This is a genomic window from Paenibacillus sp. J2R1T-4 (genome assembly GCF_059692235.1).
This window is the reverse complement of the sequence record NZ_JCAUBA010000011.1, coordinates 22,559-40,999: the sequence shown is the minus strand read 5'-3', so window position 1 is coordinate 40,999 and position 18,441 is coordinate 22,559. Positions and strand designations below refer to the sequence as shown.

Below are 18,441 nucleotides of genomic sequence, written 5' to 3'. Positions count from 1 at the left end.
TAGTGGGCCATGTCAAATGAGTTCGTTTCAGCCCCTTATTAATCAGCCAAATAAAGGACTACCGGACAGTGATCGCTGCCCATTATATCGCAATCTATATGGGCATCTGTTAAAGAGGAATCCAGTCTTGCAGAGACGAGGAAATAATCAATACGCCACCCCACGTTCCGTTCTCTTACCTTAGGCATGTAAGACCACCAGGAATAAGCATCCGTTCGATCAGGGTAGAAATGTCGGAAAGTATCGATAAAACCCGCTTCCAGCAACTGAGTCATCTTATCCCGTTCTTCTTGAGTAAAGCCGGAATTATTACGATTCGACTTGGGATTCTTCAGATCGATCTCATGATGGGCTACATTCAAATCTCCGCAAATAATGACAGGTTTGATCATGTCCAACTGCTGAAGGTAGCCTCGAAACCGTTCCTCCCATTCCAATCTGAAATCCAACCTGGACAAATCTCGTCTAGCATTGGGGGTATAAACATTTACTAGATAGAAAGAATCGAATTCAAGTGTAAGAATACGCCCTTCGGGTTCTTCGTCTTGCTCCATTCCATATCGAACGGAAAGCGGCTTAAGCTTAGTGAAAATCGCCGTTCCGGAGTAGCCCTTTTTCAAGGCATGATTCCAATAGGATGTATATTGTTCGCCATGCTCCAGTGTAATTTGTCCTTCCTGCAGCTTGGTTTCCTGAATACAGAATATATCTGCATCCGTCTCAGCGAAATAATCGTTAAATCCTTTGTTCACACATGCTCTTAGTCCATTCACGTTCCACGATACTAGCTTCATCATTCGCAACTCCTAGCCATTCAACGTCATAGTAAGTATGCTCCCAGTGTACCACACATCCTTTACCTTGAACTCTTCGATCAAATGCGCAATAATTTGGAAAAGGAAGAAGTTGGAGGGATATCCAAATGGAATGGAATTATTATGACACGTTTATAAAAGTTGCAGCGGATTGTCCGGCCGTTAGCGGTAAGGTACCGCCAGATAAGAAGGACGGCAAGACCAAGGCCGGCATCGAATTCGAGTTAGTTTCCGCCAATCCATATGTTTACACGCAAGAAGAGCTACTCTATCAGGTGCATATTCGCCATAAGGCGCTCTCAGAGGAAGAATTGTCCTCCAAGGGTACACAAATCAGAGACGAGTTTTTCCAGAAACCTACGGCTTGTATGAGAGCGTCCATGCTGCCGAAGAAATTCGGATGGGGCATTCATTTCGATAAAGAGGGTAAGATGGCGTTGATTCCAATGGAGTCGCCAGCGTACCAACAATTCATTGAGGGTGACAAGGGAGATTTAATGCTTTTACCTGCGATGCGCAATAGCAAAGAAAAGTAATAGCCAGATCCCAGATAGACCGAACACTCATATGATGATGAAGGTAGTTCGATTACGAGGCCATGTTTGCTAGACTTCTAAGCTCCATATAGTCTTTCAAGCTCCCTTTGAATACAAGCTGCAGGGACGTTGATTTGGCGAAATCGCATGGTTTTACTAGGGAGGAAGGTTTGTCAGTAACCGAAATGCCGGCACGGGATAAAGTAAAAGCAACGAATTCCGAGCAGAAGAAAGCTTGCTTGCGTTCCAATGGCATATTGAGAGGTAGTAAAAATAGACCCAGGAGATTATACGAGTATTGATGCTCGTTCTTCTCGAATTTTTGAATGATCGATTTGAGCTTCTCATATTGGCCTGTACTCACCCTTAACTTATAAACGGAGCATTTGGAGTTTTGAAACACTTTTCCTTCCATGTTCTCTCTAACGAATCCTCCGACAAAAGGGTTTTCTTCATATTTACGCCCGAAGCTATATACGTTCTGCAGGCTTCCATCCAAAGAAATAGAGGCATGATTCATTGAAGCTTTAGTGTATAGTCGGATCATTTTGTTGAGCAGGGTGCCCGTATCGGTTAGAAGAATGAAAATATTTTTGTACTGAGTCATGTGAAGAATACCTCCGTTCATTGTCCAACTGTGCGTTCCGCATCTCGTCTGTTATTAAAAGAATACAGTGGATCGGTGGTTGGTCGTAACGAACGCAGGTATAGTTTTGGGCTAGACTTTAGTCGGTAGGCGGTACTAGACGTCTTGCTATTACTCTTAGAGAAATCAAAAGGTGGAACAGTGACATGGCCATGAATGAGGCGGAATACAGGTCGTTTTACGATAGAGTCGGGCATTTGAACGGTTGGAATTTCAGTAAGGTGAAGTGTGTGATGGAAGGGGCGACCTTTCAATTATATGAGGAAGTGAGGAAAGTCTGTAAACAATCCGATCTTCTGCTGGATATAGGTACAGGCGGAGGAGAGGCATTGCTTCAGATGAGCGATGCTGCCCTGCTTTTAATCGGAATCGATGTTTCGGCTAATATGATCGGAACGGCGAATACTAATCGGAAGCGAGCAAATAGGGCGAATGTGCGCTACATGCAAATGGACGCGTCGAAGCTTGAATTCCCTGAGCATTTCTTCGATGTAGTGTCCTGTCGGCAGGCCCCGTTCTATGCTGATCAAGTAGCAAAGGTGTTATCGCCAGACGGAATATTTCTGACGCAGCAAGTAGGCGAAGGGGATAAAGAAAATTTGAAAAGGGCGTTCGGCCGAGGGCAAGGGGATCAAGACTCCTACGGGCAGCTTAAGAACAAGTACCTCGACGATTTGACCCAAGCAGGCTTCAAAGAAATTCATTCGTATGAGTATGATGCCTCTGAATATTACGAGTCGGCGGAAGATCTGATCTTTTTATTGAAGCACACCCCGATTATCCAGGATTTTGGGCGTGACGCTCAAGATTTCCATATCCTCGATTCGTTTATCCGGGAGAATCGCACGGAGCAAGGAATCCGAACGAATTCCAAGCGATTTATGATAATTGTCCGTCGGTAAGCAATATTTGTTTGGAAAGTTTATAGGAGGCTAAGCAATATGATTCGTCAGGCCACTCAAGAAGACGCAGAACAAGTGATTCGGCTTATGTATACCGCTATTGGCGGTATTGCTCATACACTCTCCGGCACGGACAATTTAGAAGATACGCTGCGTGTGTTAGAAAGCTTTTTTCGACAGAGGGGCAATCGGATTAGCTTCGAGAATGTGCTGGTGAAAGAAGTCGAGGGCAGAGTCATTGCATTTATGCTGGCTTATCATGGGAGTCGCGCAAAGGAGCTGGATCTTCCGTTTCTTTCCCGATTGCGAGCCATAGGCCAGCTTTCTCCATGGATCGAACGGGAAGCCCGACAGGACGAGTACTACTTGGATTCCGTAGCCGTCGATTCCGATTTTCAAGGACGCGGAATCGGCACAGAGCTGCTCCAACTATTCGAACGAAATGCTCTTGAGATGGGATATCCCAAGATTATGCTGCTAGTAGATGAGGAGAACGTACCCGCCCAACTTCTGTACAAAAAGCTAGGATATATAGAGGATGGGAAGATCCAGGTAAGCGGCCGTGCCTTTTATCGAATGATCAAGCAGCCTTGAAGCTAATGAAAAAAATGCACCTCCGCTTATCAGCCATAAAGAGGATGGATTCCTCGTTATGACGATTCGCGTCGATGCATTTCAGATTTTTATTGGATCAAGCCTGCTCGGGCTCTTGCCAGTCTATTAATGCCTTCTAGTCGTCCCTGCACCATACATGGAGTCATAGGTATCGGCATTTAGGGAATTGTTCGTTCGGAATGTGTCGTATACGGAGCGATTGCGTTCGGCATCCGAGTCGACCATAACCAGAATCCGTCCGTCATTGACGTAGTCGTTGTACTGTCGTGCTTCCTCTTCAGGAATACCCAGTCCGATGAGCCCGCCTACTACGCCTCCTGCTCCAGCGCCTACCGCCAACCCTGTAATGGTAGCTGCAATTGGGCCTGCGGCCAGAATAGGACCGATCCCGGGAATGGCTAGCAAGCCGATCCCTGCTAACAATCCCGTCACACCACCTATCACACCGCCTGTTGCCATCCCGGTCACTGTTCCTTCGGGTGCCTTGGTATTGGTTTCACCGGTAACATTTTCTATGTCATCTCTATTTCTACCCACAACCGAAATATCATCGGACGTGTAACCTTGTCGTTTCAGTCCTTCAATTGCATTAATCGCTTCCTGCTCGGTATTGAATACACCAACAACCTTTTTGTTTTGTTCCATTCTTATTACCTCCTAGTGGTTTGTGCTGAACCTTTCGGTCCGCTGAAATGTAGAGGCTTGCTAAATCTTCTTACCCAATGTGGGTTATTCTAAACAAGTACAGATGACCCGCTTGTACTACATTTTGTTACATTTAATCCTATTGTTTTAGTCGGAATACTGCGTTATAGTAGGGTTAATTTATTTACAAAAAGAAAGGGATGTGAGTTCATGCTGTTCACACCTTACACGATAAGGAACCTGGAGTTAAAGAATCGTATTGTTATGTCCCCCATGTGTATGTACTCCTGTCCGGAGCATGACGGCAAAGTAACCGAGTTTCACAAAACGCATTATACCAGCCGAGCTGTGGGACAAGTGGGTTTAGTTATGCTGGAAGCTTCAGCTGTCACAGAACAAGGGCGAATATCCGCCAATGATCTAGGTATCTGGAGTGATGATCATTTTGCAGGTCTTAAGGAACTGGCAGGGCTTGTCCATCAAGCCGGCGGCAAGATCGGGATTCAGATCGCTCATGCAGGAAGAAAAGCTATGGTCGAAGGGGATATCCTTGCACCGTCCGCGATTCCGTTCAACGAACAATCCCGCACTCCGATTGAAATGAGTCTGGAGCAGATTAGAGAGACTGTACATGCCTTTCAGGAAGCAGCCAACCGAGCGGCAGCAGCAGGGTTTGATATCATTGAGATTCATGGGGCGCATGGATATTTAATCAATGAATTCCTATCTCCGCTTGCCAATCATCGTGAAGATGCCTATGGCGGTGATCGGGATAAGCGATTCCGGTTCTTAGAGGACATTATTGTTGCGATTCGTTCGGTCTGGGGTGGACCATTATTCGTACGAATATCGGCCAATGAATACCATCCGGAAGGCAATGGTATAGAAGAGTACGTGTATTATGCGGAACGGATGAAGCAGTTGGGTGTGGATCTGGTGGACTGCAGCTCGGGTGCAGTAGTGCCTGCTACGATCAAGCTGTATCCGGGTTACCAAGTTCCATATGCGGAGCAAATTCGGAGGGAAGCGGGTATTGCGACTGGTGCGGTAGGATTGATTACAGAGGCCGAGCAAGCAGATCGGATCGTCGAACAAGGACAAGCCGATCTGATCTTCCTCGGGCGGGAGTTATTGCGTAATCCATACTGGCCCCTGCATGCGGCTGCACAGCTACAGGCAACGGTTGAACCTCCCACAGCCTACAAGCGGGCGTGGTTATAACGGTGCAAGAATAAAAGAGCAGCAATTGCGTGTTGAATCGCAATTGCTGCTTTTGTTCGCTCAAGACTTGTAAGCTCTGCGTAATCGTAATAATTGGTAACGCATAAAGCAGCCTACGCAGAAGCCGAGGATAGCGACAAACGCCGCTGCACCCACAATCGTCGTGAATATATAAGCTGTAGTCGTCCAATTGAGGATATAGCTTAATAAGCCGATTGTAAGACATGCTACCGCAATAGTCTGGTTGAATTGTTGCTCGGCCCAGTCCTCTGGGATATAAGTAGATGCTGGCTTGCGAAGAAATAATCGCGCCAACCGCATAACGGGATTAACCCCTGTGATTAGCCCAAGAAGTCCCGAAGTAAGCGGCAAAGCAAGGATCCAATATTGTCCAGACAGCAAAGTTGCTACCACACTCAAGACAATAAACCATTGATTAGCCCTCACCAGCGGGCGAGGGATCGAGCGAGGCTTTGTGCTCATATTAATCCCACCATTCGTATCGGATATTTCAATCATACAGCATTATCGTAATCTTGGCGATAAGGAATTGACAGACGGATGTTTAATCGATAGTATGAATAAATATGCACTACAAATAATAAATATACATAATTAAGGAGAGCCCTATGAATCATCTTTTATCCTTACAAGAACTAGATAAGCCCACTTTGCTATCCATCATCCACCAAGCCGTCGAGATCAAACGAAATTCCGAAGCCTATTACAATGCATGCCACCGCAAAGGATTACTAATGCTTTTTCAGAAAACATCAACTAGAACGAACCTTTCCTTTCAGTCCGGTATTAATCAGATGGGCGGTTACGCTGTGACTATGGATTGGGATGCAAGCAATTTCAGCATTTCCCCCATCCAATATGAAGCTCGATATGTATCACGCAACAGCGATCTCATTATGGCAAGGCTTAAGAACCATGCCGATTTGTTGCAGCTCGCTGAATATTCCAGCGTACCTGTTATAAATGGCTGCTGTGATAAGTATCATCCTTGTCAGGCCTTGGCTGATCTGATGACCATTTATGAAGTTTCTGGCTCTTTTGAGACGATAACCGTCACCTATGCGGGTATTCATAACAATGTGGCCAATTCTCTTGTGGCAGGCTGTGTCACGCTTGGGATCAAGCTTCAGCTCGTAACACCGATCATTAATGAGCCTTCATGGGATGAAGAGCTGATGCAGCGCGCGTATGCAAGCGGGTACGTAACCCAAGTTACTCATTTGTCGACGGCCGTAGCTAATTCTGACTTTGTGTATACGGACACGTGGATGGACATGGAGTTTTACGGAGATGAGCGCTATAAAGAGGAGAGGGACAGACGCATTCAGCTTATGATGCCTTCTCAAGTCAACAGACTCAATCTTCAAGGGTACCAACCTTACCTTATGCATGACATGCCGATTCACCCAGACTTTGAGATTGAGGAAGAGCTTATTGAGTCCGAGAAATCGATTATTTACCAGCAGGCCGAGAACCGAATGCATGTGCAAAAAGCGTTAATGCTCCACTTGCTTGAGAGCAATCCCGCCTAATCTTCACTGACTACAATTGTCAGTGAAGATGATGTAGACTTAGGCAAAAAGGCGAATTGGAGGAACTATGTAAGATGAGTAAATTCGGTCTATACGGTAAATGCATTGCGCACCCAGGCAAACGAGACGAACTGGTACAAGTGCTGCTGGAGGCGGCTTCTTTTATTGAAGATGTGGAAGGCTGCGAGTTGTATGTGGTTAATATCACGGATGAGGAGCCGGACGTCATCTGGGTTACGGAGGTATGGGTCGATCAAGCGGCTCATCAAGACTCTCTGACACATGAAGCGACTAAGAAGCTTATCCAACGAGGCAGGCCGTTAATTGCTGGCATAGAACAGGTGAAACTGCAGACGTTAGGTGGAAAAGGCATCAAGTAAACGGAGTTTGCGAATTGAAGTTGAAGTAGAGGCTGGAGCAGTTGCTTAGTTATATAGCGACGGCATCGGCCTTATTTTGTCTATACGCATACTAAGAAATATTTCTAATGGGATTTTTTTTCGAGATTGTTGTCACAAAATGAACTCCCCCTACGCCTTAAGGATGAAAGAATAAAAAGCGGAGGGTGAACAACAATGAAAACTTACGATATTGCGGTGATCGGCGGAGGAATTGCAGGGTTAATTGCAGCTGTTGAAACAGCTCAGGCTGGAAAGTCAGTCGTTCTCTTAGAAAAGGCATCCAAGGTCGGTGGACGGGGGATTACGGTTAACCGAAATGGTGCTCTGTTTAATCTCGGAGGGCATGCCATTTATCGGGGAGGAGAGGCTTATTCATTATTCAAGGAATGGGGCTTGAAGCTGGAAGGAGGCAATCCTTCTACTCAGGTAGCAGGCATTTGGCAAGGGAAAGTGGTTCCGCTAGGTCAACCCGCCAAACTTCTCTTCTCCTCGTTCCTGTCTTGGTCGGCCAAATTAGAGCTGGTTGGGCTGTTATCTAAGCTGGGTAAACTGGATCCTTTAGCTATTTCACCAAGGTCAAGCTTGCGAGAATGGGCAGAACAGGAAATAAGGGACCCGATGGTTCGGCATATTTTCTATGCGCTTGCCAGAACGGCTACGTATACGTTTGACGCTGACCGTCAAGCAGCAAGTCCTGCTATGAGGCAGGTGCAAAGCTCTTTGAAGTCTGGAGTGCTTTATATCAACGGGGGATGGCAGACGGTCGTCGATCAATTGCGTACGAAAGCGGTTCATACAGGTGTGGATATTATGGAAAGCTGCCACGTAGCTGAGATCGAGCAGGATCGCTCGTCTGTGCGTAGAATTGTATTGACTGATGGGCGAGCGTGGAGCGTGACTCAGGTCATCAGCACGGCGCCGCCTGCAGAGACCTATCAGATGCTGCACGGAGCAGATCGGACCGTACTTCGGCGTTGGAAGGAAGAAGCTCGTCCTTCCCATGCAGCCTGTCTGGACCTATGCCTGAAGAAGCTTCCTGTTGAGGGGCGGAATGTGGCCATTGGTCTGGATCGGCCGGTATTTTTCAGCAACCATTCTGCTGTTGCAGAGCTTAGTGAGAACGGGACGAAAGTGATTCACCTTATCAAGTATAATGGGGTCGGGGAAAGTGACCCTAAGCAGGATCAACGTTTATTGGAGCAGACTATGAGCTTGCTGCACCCTAATTGGGAGCGGGAGGTTGTGACCAAGCAATATTTGCCGAATATAACCGTCGTGCACGATTATCCTCATCTAGGGAGGACGGAGCAGCATATCGGTCCTGCCGTTCCCGAGGTTCAAGGGTTGTATGTTGCTGGAGATTGGGCCAACCATGGAGAACTGTTGTTAGATGCAGCAGCGGCTAGTGCTAGAAGAGCGGCCAAACTTGCGATTATGCAGCACAATCGTCTGGTGAATACCGGGACAGATAACAAAGTAGCTTTGTAGAATGGATTGGTGTTAGGAAGGGTGCTGAGGCATGGAACCGAATCAAACTTTCGAAATGCTGTATACCACATATAGACCTTTATTATTTGCATTGGCCTATCGGATGATGGGCAGTGTGATGGATGCCGAGGATGCCGTACAAGAGACATTCTTGAGCCTGAATGCAGCCCAGCTGGAATCTGTCCAGAATATAAAGGCGTATCTATGCAAAATCGTGACCAACCGATGCATCGACCGTCTCCGTTCCGCAAGCAAACAGCGAGAAGTTTATATAGGGCCTTGGTTGCCCGAGCCGCTTGTTATGGACGCTGATCATGAGTTGGGTGAACCGGGTTATCGTTATTTGCAGCAAGAATCCGTCTCCACGGCCTACATGCTTCTTTTGCAGCAGTTATCATGGGTGGAGCGGGCCGTCTTCATACTAAGAGAAGTGCTCGAGTATGACTACGAGGAAATTGCAGTTATAGTGGATAAAAGCTCTGCGAACTGCCGTCAAATTTTCCATCGGGCCAAACGGGCTATTAGCGGGAGCAGCGATACATGGGCAACGGCAAATGCTGCCGATACCCTCAAGACAACCCAACTCCAGGAACAAGCAGCCGAACTGACCAACCAATTCGTCCAAGCTCTGACAGCGGGCAACATTACAAAACTCATGAGCCTCATAACCGAGGATGCAACGCTTCTTTCGGATGGAGGAGGAAAAGTCACTGCCGCTGTCCGGCCAATTCTTGGATCCGATCGGATTATTCGTTTCTTGGCAGGGCTTCTGGAGAAACTGCCAACCGATTACTCTTACCGATTCGCTAATGTGAACGGTCTGTTAGGCATCGTTTCTTATTTCGGGTCCATTCCGAATAATGTGATGACCTTCCGTATCCAGGAAGGACGAATCACTAATATTTATCTCGTGGTGAATCCAGAGAAGCTGAGGCATCTGACGATATAGGCTGCAGGACCCGGTCCTGTACAGGTAAAATAACCCCTTTCCTCGAAAGGGGTTATTATACGTGCTCCGAATATCTCCACGCCCTTCTGTTCTTTTCTACTTCATGAGCCTTGCGAGAGGCCACTCCTAATAGTAAGCTGTAGCTACAACCAGCATGAGGAGTGAGTCCATACATATGAGAACAGAACTGGAATGTTTTCTTCATCTGGCGGATGCGGTTATCATCACAGATAACAATCATCGGGTTCTGGATGTGAATGAGAAGTATGTGGAGATAACAGGGTTCGAGCGAGTTAGCATTATTGGCAAGAAAGCGGGCTTTCTTAGATCCAAGCTGACACCTCGAAGAACCTATGATCATATGAAAAATGAGTTAACGGAGTGTAGGCCTTGGTCCGGAGTGTTCATCAACCGTAAGAAATCGCAAGAGATCTGGCATTCCCACATGACGATTACTCCGCTAATCCTCGAGGGTGATACGTACTACATTGGCATGTTCCGCGATATGAGCGAGCTGTCCGAAGGCATATACTTATCCGAATCGCGCAAGAGCAAGATTCAAGGCGAGATTCTTAAGGTGCTTGCCATCTCCTGTGAAATCCGTGATCCGGCCATTGAGGAGCATCTGACCCGGGTTCAGAATTGGACTTTTGCGCTCCTGGATGCCTATACAGATATGTACGAGCTGGAACTGGATTATGAATACAAGCAGCATATTGTGAATGCCAGCATCATGCACGATATCGGCAAGTCTGGTATTCCAGAGGGAATTCTATACAAACCCGGGAAGCTCACTTCTTACGAACGCAACATTATCGAGACACATCCACTGATTGGAGTCGACATTCTCAACAAAATCTCCCACGAGCTGGATGATGAGCTGCTGACACAGGAGCTGCTGGTGGCGAAGAATATAATTGCTTATCATCATGAGAAATGGGACGGTACGGGTTATCCATATGGGCTTAGCGGAACTGCCATTCCCCTTGAAGCCCAGATTGTATCCGTCGTGGACGTATATGATGCGCTAACAAGCAGAAGAGCTTACAAGGAAGCATGGAGTCATGACCAAGCCCTGAATTTCCTGGAAGCACAGAAAGAGACGGCGTTCAATCCAGATTTAATCACGGCCTTTATTCAACGTGTTCATGCATGAATGGAGCCTATTAGGAAATAGTCCGGAAGGGACCTTTAGGGGCTTTATAGCTAAAAGCACATCCAAGTAAACAAGTAGAACCTGACAGGCGATGCCAGTCAGGTTCTGCTTTTCTACTCAAGTTCATTAAGATTTCATCATGTCATGGTCTACGTAACGAGAGCCGTTCAACTCACTGATAATATTAATCGCGACTTTGGCGCCGTCACCTGCCGTAATAATCGTATGCATGCTGACGCCGGCAATTGTGCCTGCTGCCCAGACACCTTCTATGTTCGTTTTACCGCTTGGTTCTGTCTGGATAATAGTCTTAATCCTAGGCTCTGTGCCTGGAATGGTTGTAACTCCGATAGCTTCTGCGAGGTCAGAGAACATTCCTGTGGCCAGGACAACGTGCTTCGCTTCATAGTTGCTGTCTTCAGTCTGCACGGTTAGCCCTTCAGCGCTTGAAGTGACGTTCGTAACTTTTGCAGTAACAATCTCAGCACCGAATTTAGCAGCTTGCTGCTTGCCAATCTCGACCAGGTCCGGTCCAGTTGTTTCCTTAACACCATAGTGGTTTTCGACCCAAGCGCGCTTGGTTACACTTTGGTCGCTGTCCAGGATAAGGGTTTTCTTGCCTGCCTTTTGCTGTGAAGATAGCTGCGCTAGCGCCTGCTGGACCTGCTCCAATGATTACAATATCGTACATTTGTGTTCTCCTCCTTTGGATACGGCATTTATTATGCCAATTGAATACAAAATTCATTATACCACTATTTTATAGTAACTATAAAATAAGAGCCTTTAGAAAATAATATAGGCTTTAAATAGAAGTATCTTTCAGCAAATGTCCGGTCAAAATACAAACGGCAGTCTCCTCGGGATGGATGTCTCCTGCTGCAACGAGCTTGCGAAGACCAGCGACGGTTGCAGCGGACGCAGGCTCGCAGCCGATACCGCCGCGATCAATTATAGATTTCGCCTCCATAATCTCGGCATCACTGACACAAGCTGTAATCCCGTTCGTTTGTAGAATCGTGTAATGCAGAGCTTTTTTCCAACCTGGAGGATTTCCGATATTCAGTGCAGACGCAAGGGTCTGAGGATGAAGCTCGGGTTCAAGCTGCAGATCGATCCTCCTTGGATGGCCTGCATGCATTGCAGTCACCAAGCGGTGGAAGGGAGCAGCACCTTCAGCTTGGATGATAGCTACACGTGGCAATCGAGTAATGAAACCCAGGCTGTATAGATCCTCTAGCCCTTTGCCGAGTGCAACTGCATTACTTAGCGCCCCGCCTGGCACGATGATCCAATCCGGCAACGACCAACCCAACATCTGCGCAATCTCGTAGACAATACTCTTCTGTCCTTCAATACGCATCGGATTGATCGAATTACATACATACGCATCCAGGTGATCGCCTTCTGCTAGGAAAGAAGCGATACCCGCATCGTAGCCGCCCCCCTTAAGAGGAACAATTTGTCCGCCATAGGCTTGTGTCTGATAGAGCTTGCCTGCTGGAACGTTAGCATCAGGCAGTCGTATGATCGCTTCAGCGCCTGCAAGCGCAGCATACATGGCAAGAGAAGCAGAGGTGTTGCCGGTTGAGGTGCAGGTGAAGCGGCGAAACCCCAAAGCCCAACCTCTTGACACAGCGGCAGTCATGCCATTGTCTTTGAAAGACCCGCTGGGATTCTCACTCTGAGCCTTCAACCAAAGATGCCGCACACCGGTGTAATTTTGCACAGAGGCAGGCGAATACATTCCCGTGTTCCCCTCGTATTTGGTCACAATGGATGCAACCGGAAGCTCAGGGTCAATAAGCTCCTTGTATCGCCATACCCCGCTTGCATAAGGAGTCATTCGTGCGGATAAACGCTCGTGAAACACTCGTTTCAGCAACTCACTATCCACACCGCGCAAATCCTGCTTGATGTCATACCACCCGCCGCATTCACATTGAAAGGACTGCTCTAGTGATCCAGCTCGTTCTTTATTGCACTCCCAACAAATCCACTTCATCGATATCTCCTCCGCCTACAATGTATAGGTTCAGGATATCTTGCAGTTGATCATAAATCTAATATATTATTGAGCATAATGCATAAATAATAGTTATGAATAGGTGGAGTCCACATGAATTTGCACGCCCTCAGGCTGTTCGATACGGTGGCGAGGTTAGGCAGTGTGACAAAAGCATCTGAGCATCTGCGTATCAGTCAGCCTGCCGTTACAATGCAATTGCGTAATCTCGAACGGGAGACGGGACTGACCCTATTAATTTCGAAGGGGAGGGGAGTCATCTTAACCGATGCTGGCCGCATGCTGGCCGAGCATGCTGAGCGCCTCTTCGCGATGGAGCGAGAGATCGAGGATCGTGTAAGTTTATATCGGGAGGGGAAGCAAGGAAAGCTGCGTTTATCCGTTACCTCCCTGCCGGCACACCGTCTGCTCCCGCAATGGACAGCAGGCTATAAACTTGGGTCGCCGGATATAGAGATCAACATTCATTCGTGTAACCGGAGGGAAGCCGTCCAACGGTTGCTTACTTACCAGGCTGATCTCGCTATTATAGGGGGAGGAGGGATAATCCCTGATCAACTGGAACATGAGCTGCTGCTTCAAGATGCTATGTGTTTCGTAGTACCGAAGCATCATCCCTTAGCTAACCGTAAAGCAACCCTCGAGTCAATCTTGCAAGAACCCTTCATTGTAAGAGAAGAGGGAAGCTCTGCACGCGAGAAGTTAGAAGGACTATCCCGTGAAATAGGGCTGCCGCTTAAAATTGGCTTAACGGTCAACGGGCTGTATGAAATTATACGAGCTGTTGCAGCCGGTTACGGAGCGATGTTCGTGTCTGCATTAGAAGTGAAACAAGCGCTGGAGGAGGGCGAGGTATGTATCGTTCACGTTCAGGAGGTCCAACTCCACAATCCCATACACTTGTGCTGGCGGGCTAAGGAACGGTTAACACCAGCTGCGGAATCTTTTCGTGACTTGGTCAACGAGAGCATCAGAGCGCTACCGGGACAAGCTCCCCACGAATAGAATACAAGCCCGGCACGGCGGAAAGATCCGCATCATACCGGGCTTGTGAACATCTTAGAAAAAATTTATAAATCCCTGTTTCAATGTGCCACTTGTGCGTTTAATTGATCATAGAGGTCATCCCACAGCACTCTACGAGCGGATACATAACGCTTGGCATAGTACGATTCGCTCAATGTGTTCTTCACGACGCCCTTATTCGTGGCCGAATGAACGAACACATCGTCACCGAGGTAAATGCCGACATGTGAGATGCCTTTACCGTCTGTGTTGAAGAATACAAGATCGCCTGCACGTAAATCTTCTTTCGGAATCCAGTAGCCTTCTTTGTTCTGGGCTTTGGATTGATGGTCAAGTTCGATACCGAACTTATTGAATACGAACATGGTGAAGCCGGAGCAATCGAAGCCAGTTGTCGGGGAAATTCCTCCGTATCTGTATTTCGTGCCTGCGAGCTCGTCCACTGTTGATTCGAGGACCGTTTCTGCTGAAGCGCTTCCAAGCTGAAAGCAGAATAACATGGTAATACTTGCGAACAATAGTAAAAGCTTTTTCAAACAGGAAACTCCTTCCAGTGCCTACGAGGTTAGCTGAGGGTTCGGTTGAAGGTTCCCTATGATCACTTTGAAGCGAGATCAATTCACCCAGATTGGATCCCCCGTTTCCCAAGAATGGGAATTCGGCAAATATCGATTTGTTTTTTGCTAAGTTTTCTAATTCGCCTTTGTATGCCAAAATCCTCCTTCTTGTGCAAAAAAAATAACAAAATATGCGAAAAGCCCGAAATCCGCATTGGATTTCGGGCTTTAAGGTGCTTAGAACCGAACTATCGCATGTTGTGCTCGCTGAAATAGTGATATTGGGTCGAAACCGCCCACAGCTTGAACAACATTTTTAACAAATGGAATACTTGATGAAGAATGAGTGCTGAGAGGCCGGCCCACACGAGAGATGCAGACATCGTCAAGGAAGTGAGAACGCCCGATAACAATAACAGGAAGCTGGATAACAGCAGGATCATGGGAATATGTCGAAGGAACACACCAATCGATCCCGACATAGGCTTCTGTGCCGTACGGCCCAACATAAGATAGACGAAGCACAAATGAACCATATAGGCGTAGATCAGGAAAGCAAGTACCGAAGGAAGCACCGCGATGATGAGAGATTCGTAGGAGGTTTGTGTGGTGAATGCTTTCCTGACAATCGGATAGAGCCAGTAACCAGGAGCAATTGTCAGCACTACCTGCACGAAGTAATAGAGGGCGAATATACCTCCTAATTCCTTCACACCCTTGAAGAAGCGATAACCCGAGTTCAGACTAGTATTATGGATGGAATAAAAGATGCCAGCATTCAAAATAGGAGTCAATATCATTCTAATAAGGACAAGCCCAAGCAACGTCCACAAGTAGGAATGGCTGATATCGGTCTTCATAAGTTGAAACTCGCCTTCAGCCAAGAACAGCTGGACGGCTGACGTGGACAGGTGCCCGCTTGGGTATCGGTGCAGCAAAGGAATGACGATGGATTTGACGAAATGGAGCAGCAGCAGTCCCCATGTGAATTGGTACACCCATAATACGAGCAGCACGAAATATTGCGAAGTCATAGTCTGAAAGCCGTGTTTGAGATATTTCATCATCGTTTTATCCTCCCAAAACATTTACGGACCTACCAAGCAATCCCGTCGACAACACTCTCAATTAATTTAACCAAGCCTATATTCCACCGCACTTTCCACTTCGGATCAATCTGGGTTTGATAAAAGTTGTTGATGCGCTTATTTTCCAGGATCAATGTATGATGCGGATCAATAGCGGCCCATTCTAACGGTGACTGACTGGTCATCGTGAACGTAGTGAGCAGTTCCGTACCCTCCCATGTTTTCTCCACGGTAGATCCGTCTTGGAAATGGAAATGGATAGGGACATCTTTATAGGAGCCGCCGAGCTTCTTTACAACGACAGCGGTCTCGTATAGGAGTGTTCCGTCTTTCTTTTTTTTCGAAGTTTGAACCTGATCAATTGAATAGTCCGTCATCATCCCGTCATACACGAATTGGTCGAAAAACCCGCTCCAGCTAGTCTTTGTTACGTCTTCCAAAGTTTTCTGAAAATCTTGTGTAGAGGGATGTCGGAACTTCCAACGTTCGAAATAAGTGCGCAGGACCCTCAGCATTTGCTTTTGTCCGATTTGATCCTCGATGCTTTTCAAGACAAGCTTGGCTCTCGTGTACACATTATCGGCATAATGGCTGTGATTATCGTAACGCCAGGCATCTAGCTTGAGAGGGGCAGGGGTAGTCATATAGCTGGACTCCAGGGCCAGATTCGGCTTCTCTCCGAACTCGGTTTCCATGAGCAGATCTTCGGCGTAGGAAGTAAAGCCCTCATCCAGCCATGCTTCTTCGAATTCGTTGGTCGCAACCATGCCGTACCAATACTGATGGCCGATTTCATGGACAACGACTCGCTCAAGACCGAAGCCTGATGGCTGTTCATCGGCTGCCCAACCCGTAATCAGCGTAGGATATTCCATCCCACCCGCACCATTAGCTCCTGCAGGAGGCACAACAATGGACAGGGTCGAGTAGGGGTAAGTACCGAACCACTCGCTATATTTGGCCAACGCGCGTTTGGCTGCATACATATACCGATCCTTCAAATCCTTATGGGCCGGATCTAGATACAGCTTGATCTTCATACCTGGAATATTCGGCGTAGAGAACGGCTCTTCCACATAAATGAAGTTCGGCGAAGCTGACCAGGCGAAATCATGCACATCATCCGCGTAGAAGGAATAGGTTTTCTTAATCCCGTCATCGACAGCTGGCTTCGTAGGAAATCCTGTAGCCGCGACCGTATAAGCGGAAGGGACTTGAATGCGCACATTATACAGGCCGAAATCAGCATAAAATTCAGAGTTGCCATGGTACTGATGCAGGTTCCAGCCTTCTTCTGCACGCCCTCGAGTGCCCTTGGGTTCGTATACCGCTACCTTGGGAAACCATTGTCCGGCCATGATGAAATCATCCTTGTATCCCATTCGGGCAAACACATAAGGCAGCTGCACGGCGAAGTTCATTTTAAGCGTCATTTTCTCACCGGGGTTAACAGCTTTGGGGAGACGGATTTTCACCAGAGTCTGATCTTGTGAATTGTTGTCATCGGGCTGAACGAACTGTTGAGTGGAGTACAAGTCAAGCCCGTCCTCTGTTTGGACAGACGTTATATCGATTCGACCAAAGCTGTCTTTGGTCATTTCATCAGTGCGCAGCTTTCCGCCAGATTCTTTGTTGAACGTAGTTTTCTTAGATTGAAAAGCATTCGGATACAGATGGAAGTAGAGTTCGCTAACGGGCTTACTGCCTGGGTTTTTCCATGTTACAGTTTGGGCGCCTTGCAACGACTTGTTGTCGGGATCTAGCTGAACAGACATGTGATACTCGACTATTCGTTTGCTAAGTGCCGGCGGTGCTGCCTTAACGGTAGGAGCCGGAGGTTCCAGTTGGTTCGCCGTAGGTTCTCCTACAAGTGCTGAGCGGATTTCGGCAGATGGGGATGCCGGTGAGAGTGCCGCGGACAGGGTACCGAGTGCTAGCGCGAGGATAAGCATCCATAGCGCCGGATGTTTGGACAGTCGCATGAGTACGTTGGACATTAGCATATTCACCCCGTTGACAAGCTTTCTATCCCATCTATATGTTTGCATTTGGACAAATATTAGCTAAAATGATTAAAAAGAATACAAAATCAAGAACGAGAGATGGGAAGGTGCCAGAGTGGACGTTCGTGATTCAAATACAGGAGCTAATCAGGTAGAGGGTCAAGGCCAAGAGCCGCAGAAGGAAAAGAAGAAGCTGAACGCGCTGAATGTAGTCAGTACCAAGGAACATCGTGGATTTGGAGCGGGTTCTATTGATCTGAACAATCTGTCCAGCGTCATCATTGATGGGGATGATGCCTATATCGACCTCGGGGCGATCCATGCCAAGAGTAAGGTAGAGAAGGGCATTAAGTTCAGCATGAATAAGGATGATGTGCCGAACGGCCGCAAATGCTGGATTGTGTGGGTGTATGTAGGGCGCAGCGAAGAAGGCTCTCATTATGCCGGATTAACCGTTTGTGAGATGCTGGTGGATACGGAAGCACGCAGGGGTTGGAAAATTCTTGCGGACCATGTGAACAAAATGGATTACGCGATGAAACGTCGATTCATCATAGAAGGATTAAATGACGTTGAGAAAGCGGCATTGAAGCAAGTGCTCATCAACCATAACGCAGAATGGTGGGACAATTCAGGGGAACAGCTCAAAGCCGCACTCGCCTGAATATGTGGCGATTATGTGTCATGCGTTGAACGACAACCCCTTCTGAAGTAAACTAATGAAAGTATATTTTCGCACAATATACTAGGACAGCAAAGAGGAAGACGCGCGTGCGCGCGTCTTCCTCTTTGCGTTCTATCCCCCTAAAGGGAA

At 47.3% G+C, this 18,441-nt stretch carries 19 protein-coding genes, 1 pseudogene and 1 riboswitch; of the genes and pseudogenes, 11 read left to right on the top strand and 9 right to left on the bottom strand.

What is annotated here, in order from left to right:
* Window positions 1-38: 38 nt before the first annotated feature.
* Window positions 39-794 carry an exodeoxyribonuclease III gene (locus tag AC58QD_RS18640; RefSeq protein WP_497336308.1) on the bottom strand — a complete coding sequence of 252 codons (756 nt, stop codon included), beginning with the start codon at window positions 792-794 and terminating at the stop codon, window positions 39-41.
* A 128-nt stretch (window positions 795-922) separates the two neighbouring features.
* Here AC58QD_RS18640 and AC58QD_RS18635 point away from each other — a divergent pair, with 128 nt between their 5' ends.
* Window positions 923-1,351 carry a DUF6157 family protein gene (locus AC58QD_RS18635; protein ID WP_497335976.1) on the top strand — a complete coding sequence of 143 codons (429 nt, stop codon included), beginning with the start codon at window positions 923-925 and terminating at the stop codon, window positions 1,349-1,351.
* A 52-nt stretch (window positions 1,352-1,403) separates the two neighbouring features.
* Here the strand turns inward: AC58QD_RS18635 and AC58QD_RS18630 are convergent, their stop codons facing one another.
* On the bottom strand, window positions 1,404-1,958 hold the full coding sequence (locus tag AC58QD_RS18630) for a hypothetical protein (protein WP_497335974.1): 555 nt from the start codon (window positions 1,956-1,958) through the stop codon (window positions 1,404-1,406).
* 191 nt (window positions 1,959-2,149) lie between these two features.
* Here AC58QD_RS18630 and AC58QD_RS18625 point away from each other — a divergent pair, with 191 nt between their 5' ends.
* Both AC58QD_RS18625 and AC58QD_RS18620 read left to right on the top strand, forming a co-directional pair.
* Window positions 2,150-2,899: a class I SAM-dependent methyltransferase gene (locus AC58QD_RS18625; protein ID WP_497336306.1), complete on the top strand. Its 750-nt coding sequence runs from the start codon at window positions 2,150-2,152 to the stop codon at window positions 2,897-2,899.
* Between the two features lie 39 nt (window positions 2,900-2,938).
* A complete protein-coding gene (locus tag AC58QD_RS18620; protein ID WP_497335972.1) occupies window positions 2,939-3,493 on the top strand; it encodes a GNAT family N-acetyltransferase in 555 nt (184 codons plus the stop codon).
* 126 nt (window positions 3,494-3,619) lie between these two features.
* On the opposite strand, the gene AC58QD_RS18615 is transcribed toward AC58QD_RS18620, so the two are convergent.
* Window positions 3,620-4,159 carry a general stress protein gene (locus AC58QD_RS18615; protein ID WP_497335970.1) on the bottom strand — a complete coding sequence of 180 codons (540 nt, stop codon included), beginning with the start codon at window positions 4,157-4,159 and terminating at the stop codon, window positions 3,620-3,622.
* 210 nt (window positions 4,160-4,369) lie between these two features.
* On the opposite strand from AC58QD_RS18615, the gene namA reads away from it, so the two are divergent.
* The gene (gene namA / locus AC58QD_RS18610) at window positions 4,370-5,380 is read left to right on the top strand and encodes an NADPH dehydrogenase NamA (RefSeq protein ID WP_497335968.1); all 1,011 of its coding nucleotides are present in this window, start codon (window positions 4,370-4,372) and stop codon (window positions 5,378-5,380) included.
* 60 nt (window positions 5,381-5,440) lie between these two features.
* Here the strand turns inward: namA and AC58QD_RS18605 are convergent, their stop codons facing one another.
* Window positions 5,441-5,863 carry a DUF4395 domain-containing protein gene (locus AC58QD_RS18605; RefSeq protein WP_497335966.1) on the bottom strand — a complete coding sequence of 141 codons (423 nt, stop codon included), beginning with the start codon at window positions 5,861-5,863 and terminating at the stop codon, window positions 5,441-5,443.
* Between the two features lie 146 nt (window positions 5,864-6,009).
* Between AC58QD_RS18605 and AC58QD_RS18600 the strand changes: the two genes are divergently transcribed.
* From AC58QD_RS18600 to AC58QD_RS18580, 5 genes are all read left to right on the top strand, one after another.
* Complete coding sequence (locus AC58QD_RS18600) at window positions 6,010-6,933, top strand: Rossmann-fold NAD(P)-binding domain-containing protein (protein WP_497335964.1); 924 nt, start codon at window positions 6,010-6,012, stop codon at window positions 6,931-6,933.
* A gap of 74 nt (window positions 6,934-7,007) precedes the next feature.
* Complete coding sequence (locus AC58QD_RS18595; RefSeq protein ID WP_497335962.1) at window positions 7,008-7,313, top strand: putative quinol monooxygenase; 306 nt, start codon at window positions 7,008-7,010, stop codon at window positions 7,311-7,313.
* Between the two features lie 195 nt (window positions 7,314-7,508).
* Complete coding sequence (locus tag AC58QD_RS18590) at window positions 7,509-8,822, top strand: phytoene desaturase family protein (RefSeq protein ID WP_497335960.1); 1,314 nt, start codon at window positions 7,509-7,511, stop codon at window positions 8,820-8,822.
* A gap of 31 nt (window positions 8,823-8,853) precedes the next feature.
* Complete coding sequence (locus tag AC58QD_RS18585; protein WP_497335958.1) at window positions 8,854-9,771, top strand: RNA polymerase sigma-70 factor; 918 nt, start codon at window positions 8,854-8,856, stop codon at window positions 9,769-9,771.
* A 175-nt stretch (window positions 9,772-9,946) separates the two neighbouring features.
* The gene (locus tag AC58QD_RS18580) at window positions 9,947-10,927 is read left to right on the top strand and encodes an HD domain-containing phosphohydrolase (protein ID WP_497335956.1); all 981 of its coding nucleotides are present in this window, start codon (window positions 9,947-9,949) and stop codon (window positions 10,925-10,927) included.
* Window positions 10,928-11,053: 126 nt separating this feature from the next.
* On the opposite strand, the pseudogene AC58QD_RS18575 reads toward AC58QD_RS18580, so the two are convergent.
* Window positions 11,054-11,618 (bottom strand): annotated as a pseudogene (locus AC58QD_RS18575) (FAD-dependent oxidoreductase).
* 114 nt (window positions 11,619-11,732) lie between these two features.
* Entirely contained in the window at window positions 11,733-12,932 is a 1,200-nt protein-coding gene (gene thrC / locus AC58QD_RS18570) for a threonine synthase (RefSeq protein WP_497335954.1), read from the bottom strand.
* Window positions 12,933-13,046: 114 nt separating this feature from the next.
* Here thrC and AC58QD_RS18565 point away from each other — a divergent pair, with 114 nt between their 5' ends.
* On the top strand, window positions 13,047-13,958 hold the full coding sequence (locus tag AC58QD_RS18565) for a LysR family transcriptional regulator (protein WP_497335952.1): 912 nt from the start codon (window positions 13,047-13,049) through the stop codon (window positions 13,956-13,958).
* Between the two features lie 80 nt (window positions 13,959-14,038).
* On the opposite strand, the gene AC58QD_RS18560 is transcribed toward AC58QD_RS18565, so the two are convergent.
* From AC58QD_RS18560 to AC58QD_RS18550, 3 genes are all read right to left on the bottom strand, one after another.
* The gene (locus AC58QD_RS18560) at window positions 14,039-14,515 is read right to left on the bottom strand and encodes a C40 family peptidase (protein WP_497335950.1); all 477 of its coding nucleotides are present in this window, start codon (window positions 14,513-14,515) and stop codon (window positions 14,039-14,041) included.
* A 3-nt stretch (window positions 14,516-14,518) separates the two neighbouring features.
* Window positions 14,519-14,653, bottom strand: a riboswitch (cyclic di-AMP (ydaO/yuaA leader).
* A gap of 131 nt (window positions 14,654-14,784) precedes the next feature.
* Entirely contained in the window at window positions 14,785-15,603 is an 819-nt protein-coding gene (locus tag AC58QD_RS18555) for a hypothetical protein (protein WP_497335948.1), read from the bottom strand.
* A gap of 29 nt (window positions 15,604-15,632) precedes the next feature.
* Window positions 15,633-17,621, bottom strand: coding sequence for a M1 family metallopeptidase (locus AC58QD_RS18550; protein WP_497335946.1), 1,989 nt, complete (start codon window positions 17,619-17,621; stop codon window positions 15,633-15,635).
* A 199-nt stretch (window positions 17,622-17,820) separates the two neighbouring features.
* Between AC58QD_RS18550 and AC58QD_RS18545 the strand changes: the two genes are divergently transcribed.
* Window positions 17,821-18,291, top strand: a complete 471-nt coding sequence (locus AC58QD_RS18545) for a YwhD family protein (RefSeq protein WP_497336304.1) — start codon at window positions 17,821-17,823, stop codon at window positions 18,289-18,291.
* The last annotated feature ends 150 nt before the right edge of the window (window positions 18,292-18,441 follow it).